Source organism: Pseudomonas sp. K5002 (genome assembly GCF_013386655.1).
Classification (GTDB): domain Bacteria; phylum Pseudomonadota; class Gammaproteobacteria; order Pseudomonadales; family Pseudomonadaceae; genus Aquipseudomonas.
Genome location: NZ_JACARK010000246.1, coordinates 7,398 through 12,581 on the forward strand (window position 1 = coordinate 7,398; position 5,184 = coordinate 12,581).

The 5,184-nt window shown below is 60.6% G+C and carries 5 protein-coding genes; 4 read left to right on the top strand and 1 reads right to left on the bottom strand.

What is annotated here, in order from left to right; translation table 11 throughout:
* The first annotated feature begins 73 nt into the window (after window positions 1-73).
* The 4 genes from HX846_RS13045 (at window position 74) to HX846_RS13060 (ending at window position 3,468) form a co-directional block, all read left to right on the top strand.
* On the top strand, window positions 74-1,039 hold the full coding sequence (locus tag HX846_RS13045) for an L-carnitine dehydrogenase (protein WP_017476440.1): 966 nt from the start codon (window positions 74-76) through the stop codon (window positions 1,037-1,039).
* Window positions 1,040-1,179: 140 nt separating this feature from the next.
* Window positions 1,180-1,656 (top strand): thioesterase family protein, encoded by a 477-nt coding sequence (locus tag HX846_RS13050; RefSeq protein ID WP_008430629.1) that lies wholly within the window; start codon window positions 1,180-1,182, stop codon window positions 1,654-1,656.
* A gap of 9 nt (window positions 1,657-1,665) precedes the next feature.
* Window positions 1,666-2,826 (top strand): gamma-butyrobetaine dioxygenase, encoded by a 1,161-nt coding sequence (locus HX846_RS13055; RefSeq protein ID WP_178965520.1) that lies wholly within the window; start codon window positions 1,666-1,668, stop codon window positions 2,824-2,826.
* A gap of 378 nt (window positions 2,827-3,204) precedes the next feature.
* The gene (locus HX846_RS13060; protein ID WP_003216918.1) at window positions 3,205-3,468 is read left to right on the top strand and encodes a hypothetical protein; all 264 of its coding nucleotides are present in this window, start codon (window positions 3,205-3,207) and stop codon (window positions 3,466-3,468) included.
* Window positions 3,469-3,575: 107 nt separating this feature from the next.
* Here HX846_RS13060 and HX846_RS13065 read toward each other — a convergent pair whose 3' ends face one another.
* Window positions 3,576-4,679, bottom strand: a complete 1,104-nt coding sequence (locus HX846_RS13065; protein WP_003216915.1) for a GlxA family transcriptional regulator — start codon at window positions 4,677-4,679, stop codon at window positions 3,576-3,578.
* Window positions 4,680-5,184 lie beyond the last annotated feature (505 nt).

Here is a 5,184-nt window from a genome sequence, read left to right on the forward strand (position 1 = left end):
CCCCCCCCCCCCCCGCTCCCACATTTTGATCTTGGCTCTCACACAGAATCACCGAACTCTTTAGGAATTTGCCATGAGCTTTATCACTGAAATCAAAACCTTCGCCGCGCTGGGCAGCGGTGTCATCGGCAGCGGCTGGGTATCCCGCGCCCTGGCCCACGGCCTGGACGTGGTGGCCTGGGACCCTGCACCTGGCGCCGAAGCCGCCCTGCGCAAACGTGTCGCGAATGCTTGGGGCGCCCTGGAAAAACAAGGCCTTGCACCGGGTGCCTCGCAAGATCGCCTGCGCTTTGTGGCCACCATTGAAGAGTGCGTGAAAGACGCTGACTTCATCCAGGAAAGCGCCCCGGAACGCCTGGAATTGAAGCTGGAGTTACACAGCAAAATCAGCGCGGCGGCCAAGCCGAATGCGTTGATTGGTTCGAGTACTTCGGGGTTGTTGCCGAGCGAGTTTTATGAAGGCTCCACGCACCCGGAACGTTGCGTGGTGGGGCATCCGTTCAACCCGGTTTACCTGTTGCCGCTGGTGGAAGTGGTAGGCGGCAAAAACACTGCGCCGGAAGCGATTCAGGCAGCAATCAAGGTGTACGAATCCCTCGGCATGCGCCCTTTGCATGTGCGTAAGGAAGTGCCCGGTTTTATCGCTGACCGGCTGCTGGAAGCCCTGTGGCGTGAGGCGTTGCACCTGGTGAACGATGGTGTGGCAACCACCGGCGAGATCGATGATGCGATTCGCTTTGGCGCCGGTTTGCGCTGGTCGTTCATGGGCACGTTCCTGACCTATACGCTGGCGGGCGGTGATGCCGGGATGCGGCATTTCATGGCGCAGTTCGGCCCGGCCTTGCAGCTGCCGTGGACCTATCTGCCGGCGCCGGAATTGACCGACAAATTGATTGACGACGTGGTGGACGGCACCAGCGATCAGTTGGGCAAACACAGCATTTCGGCGCTGGAGCGCTATCGTGATGATTGCCTGCTGGCGGTGCTGGAGGCGGTGAAGACCACCAAGGAAAAACACGGTATGACCTTCGCCGAATAAGCCCTGTAAAGATCGTTCCCACGCTCTGCGTGGGAATGCAGCCCAGGACGCTCTGCGTCCCAACGCGTGACGCAGAGCGTCACAGGAGGCGTTCCCACGCAGAGCGTGGGAACGATCACGTACCTACCGGGAACCGAACCATGCCCGCACTCACCACCTACACCACCAAAATCCTCCCCGAGTGGGTCGATTACAACGGCCACCTGCGCGATGCGTTCTACCTGCTGATCTTCAGCTATGCCACCGACGCACTGATGGACACCCTGGGCCTGGACAGCGAAAACCGCGAAGCCAGCGGCCACTCGCTGTTCACCCTGGAGTTGCACCTCAACTACCTGCACGAAGTGAAACTGGGCGCCGCCGTCGAGGTACACACCCAACTCATCGCCCACGACCGCAAGCGCCTGCACCTCTATCACAGCCTGCACCTGGTGGGCGACGAAAAGGAGCTGGCGGGCAACGAACAGATGCTGCTCCACGTCGACCTCGCCGGGCCGCACTCGGCGCCATTCAGTGAAGCGGTGCTGGGCAAGCTTGCCAGCATCAGCGCCGAACAAACCGACCTGCCGAAGCCCGCCCTGCTCGGCCGCGTGATTGGACTGCCACCCCAAAAATAAGGAATCGCCATGCAAACCGCCGCCGCTGTTGCCGACTTCCGTACTTACCCACTGATCAGTGACCTGGCCGATGTGCAGGTGCACGGCGATCACCTCAGTGTGCGATGGGCCGATGGGCGGGTCAGCCCGTTTCATCACCAGTGGCTGCGGGACAACTGCCCGTGCCCTGTTTGCGTCTACAGCGTGACCCGTGAACAGGTGCTGGAAATCGTCGATGTGGACGAACACCTCACGGCCCTCAGTGCGCGTATCGACCAGGGTCTGCTGACAGTGGAATGGAGTGGCGGCCATTGCAGCCAATACGACCCTGGCTGGCTGCGGGCGCACGCCTACGATGATGAATCACGCGCGGAGCGCCGGGCTGCCAAACCGAAATCCCTGCTGTGGGACCGTACGTTCGAGCTGCCCGTATTCGACTACGCAGCGCTGATGGAAGACCCGAAAGCCCTGCTGCAATGGCTGCTGGCCCTGCGTGACAGCGGCCTCACCCAAGTGCGCGGTGTGCCCACCGAACCTGGCTCGCTGGCGCTGATCGCCAAGCGCATTTCGTTCATCCGCGAGAGCAACTTCGGCGTGCTGTTCAACGTGCAGTCCAAGGCCGAAGCCGACAGCAACGCCTACACGGCATTCAACCTGCCGCTGCACAGTGATTTGCCGACGCGGGAGCTGCAACCCGGGCTGCAGTTCTTGCATTGCCTGGTGAACGACGCCGACGGGGGCGAGAGTATTTTTGTCGACGGTTTTGCGATTGCCCGGGCATTGCGGGACGAAGATCCGGAAGCCTTTCGCGCGTTGTGCGAGATCCCGGTGGAGTTTCGCAACAAGGACCGTCACAGCGACTATCGCCGGCTGGCGCCGATCATTGCTCTGGATGCCTTGGGTGAAGTCGCCGAGATTCGCATGGCCAACTTTCTGCGCGGGCCGTTTGAGGCGCCTGCAGAGCAGATGCCGTTGCTCTATCGCGCCTATCGCCGGTTTATTGCGATGACCCGGGAAGAGCGTTTTCGGCTGGTCAAACGTCTGAATCCGGGCGAGCTGTGGTGCTTTGATAATCGCCGGACCCTGCATGCGCGCAATGCGTTTGATCCGGCGTCCGGCGCGCGGCATTTCCAGGGCTGCTATATCGATCGGGATGAGTTGTTGTCGCGGATATTGGTGTTGCAGCGGTAGACCGAGGCGCGCCCTTCGCGAGCAAGCCCGCTCCCACAGTTGACCGAGTTCTCCTGAAAAAACGCGGTCAACTGTGGGAGCGGGCTTGCTCGCGAAGGGGCCAGCAGCTTCACCTCAAATTTCAGCTCAAAAAAAGCCCCGATCCAGCCGTGACAGGATCGGGGCAGAGTGCTTTGTGTGAGCGGCGCATCCCGAGGGTGACCAAACCTTCAAGCTGCTTGCTTGATGCCAGTGTGCACACTCCCCTGCCTTGCGAGTTAGCCGAAAACGACCTGTTCATAGGTGTGCCGGACATTCATGCATTCAGGCCTTGCCGACTCGGTGATGGCCTACCAGAATCGACTTCAATCCCCCGCTCCCCTAACAAGGATTAACGTCATGATGCACGCGGATTTGATTGACCAGGATGACCTGCTGGGCCAGCTGCGGTCGTTGGGTTTCGAGGTGTCCAGCGGCGCTACCGCCGAGCAGGCTTGCGAGTGTGCGGTGCGCGGCTTGAGCGCGGCGCGGGCCAAGGCGCTCAAGGGTATGGTTGAGCAGATGTACACCGGCAGCGCGACGATCTTGCCGGCGGTGAGGCAGGCGATCGACAAGCAGTTGTTGCCGGCTTTGGTGCAATTTCGGCAGAACTCTGGCGCCTGATATACCGCATTCGCGAGCAAGCCCGCTCCCACATTCGACCGCGTTCCTACTGAAAAAACGCGGTCAAGTGTGGGAGCGGGCTTGCTCGCGAATGCAGGCGACTCGGTCTAAAGCCTTACACTCGCGAAAGTCGACTCATTCCTGGCCTGGCTCAACGCCGACAACGGCCCGGACAACGGTGACAACACCAGCGCCTGCGGAATCGGCATCATCGCCACCTGCTGCGTGGTGTTGGAACCCACACGCTCATCCCGCGGCGGAATGCCGAAGTATTCGCGGTAGCACTTGGAGAAGTGCGGCGTGGAGACAAACCCGCACACCGACGCCACTTCGATGATCGACATCGGCGTTTGCTTGAGCAACTGCCGCGCACGGATCAGGCGCAACTTGAGGTAGTAGCGCGACGGCGAACAGTGCAGGTATTTCTGGAACAAGCGCTCCAGTTGACGCCGGGAAACCGCGACGTACACCGCCAGTTCATCGAGGTCGATCGGCTCTTCCAGGTTGGCCTCCATCAGCGCGACGATTTCCTGCAACTTCGGCTGGTTGGTGCCAAGCATGTGCTTGAGCGGCACGCGCTGGTGATCCTGTTCGTTGCGGATGCGCTCGTACACAAACATCTCGGAGATCGCCGCCGACAACTCACGGCCGTGGTCGCGGCTGATCAGGTGCAGCATCATGTCCAGCGGCGCGGTGCCGCCGGAGCTGGTGAAGCGGTTGCGGTCGAGGGTGAACAGGCGTGTGCTCATGGCCACGCGGGGAAAGGCTTCCTGCATCGACGCCAGGCATTCCCAGTGCACGCTGCAATCGAACCCGTCCAGCAGGCCGGCGCAGGCCAGGGCCCAGCTGCCGGTGCACACCGCGCCAAGGCGACGGGATTGGCGCGCCTGGCTTTGCAGCCACGACACATGCTCACGGGTCACGGTGCGCTGGATACCCACGCCGCCACAGACGATCACGGTGTCCAGGGCCGGAGCTTTGTGCATGGAAGCATCGGGGGTGATTTGCAGACCGTCGCTGGCCCACACCTGGTTTCCGTCCACACTCAACGTCGTCCAGCGATACAGCTCGCGGCCGGAGAGTTGGTTGGCCATGCGCAGGGGTTCGACTGCGGAAGCCAGGGAAATCAGCGTGAAATTGTCCAGCAGCAAAAAGCCGATGGATTGAGGCGCACGGTTCTGGGGTTGAGCCCCGGAGTTGAACGACGTCATCGCGGTATCTCCTCACACAAAGCGGGTGATGGCCTCAGGCGAGGCTCTTGTTATTGCGCTCATCGCCTTAAGGAAACTCCTATGGCGAGAGGCTTTGTATTGATAGAGCAAATGCCATGCCTAAAGTTGAATGCGTATTCAATAACTCCTGAAAACGACCTCATGACGTGTCTATATAAGCCCGCGCATGGAGTGGGGGATATGACCCAGAAAAGACGTGAGAGAACGCAGGCTCAAGGTGTGTGAGCAGATCGGTAGCACTTGTGGGAAGGGAGAGAAACGACGTGGGAAAAGTCTGTCACCACAAGCACGGGTGACCGATGGTCATGAGGGGAAATCGTTCGGGAGCTACTTATCTAATTGCGACGCGCTAAAAGGTGGCGCTTGTGGGTGTCGGTGTTCACTTTATGAGCAGTGTTGCCTGGTCTACCGCATTCGCGAGCAAGCCCGCTCCCACACTTGACCGCGTTTTTTCCGTAGGAACTCGGTCGAATGTGGGAGCGGG

Bases quoted from the DNA above. Each gene is read 5' to 3' on its own strand.
- HX846_RS13045 (WP_017476440.1), top strand. From the start codon at position 74: ATGAGCTTTATCACTGAAATCAAAACCTTCGCCGCGCTGGGCAGCGGT.
- HX846_RS13050 (WP_008430629.1), top strand. From the start codon at position 1,180: ATGCCCGCACTCACCACCTACACCACCAAAATCCTCCCCGAGTGGGTC.
- HX846_RS13055 (WP_178965520.1), top strand. From the start codon at position 1,666: ATGCAAACCGCCGCCGCTGTTGCCGACTTCCGTACTTACCCACTGATC.
- HX846_RS13060 (WP_003216918.1), top strand. From the start codon at position 3,205: ATGATGCACGCGGATTTGATTGACCAGGATGACCTGCTGGGCCAGCTG.
- HX846_RS13065 (WP_003216915.1), bottom strand. From the start codon at position 4,679: ATGACGTCGTTCAACTCCGGGGCTCAACCCCAGAACCGTGCGCCTCAA.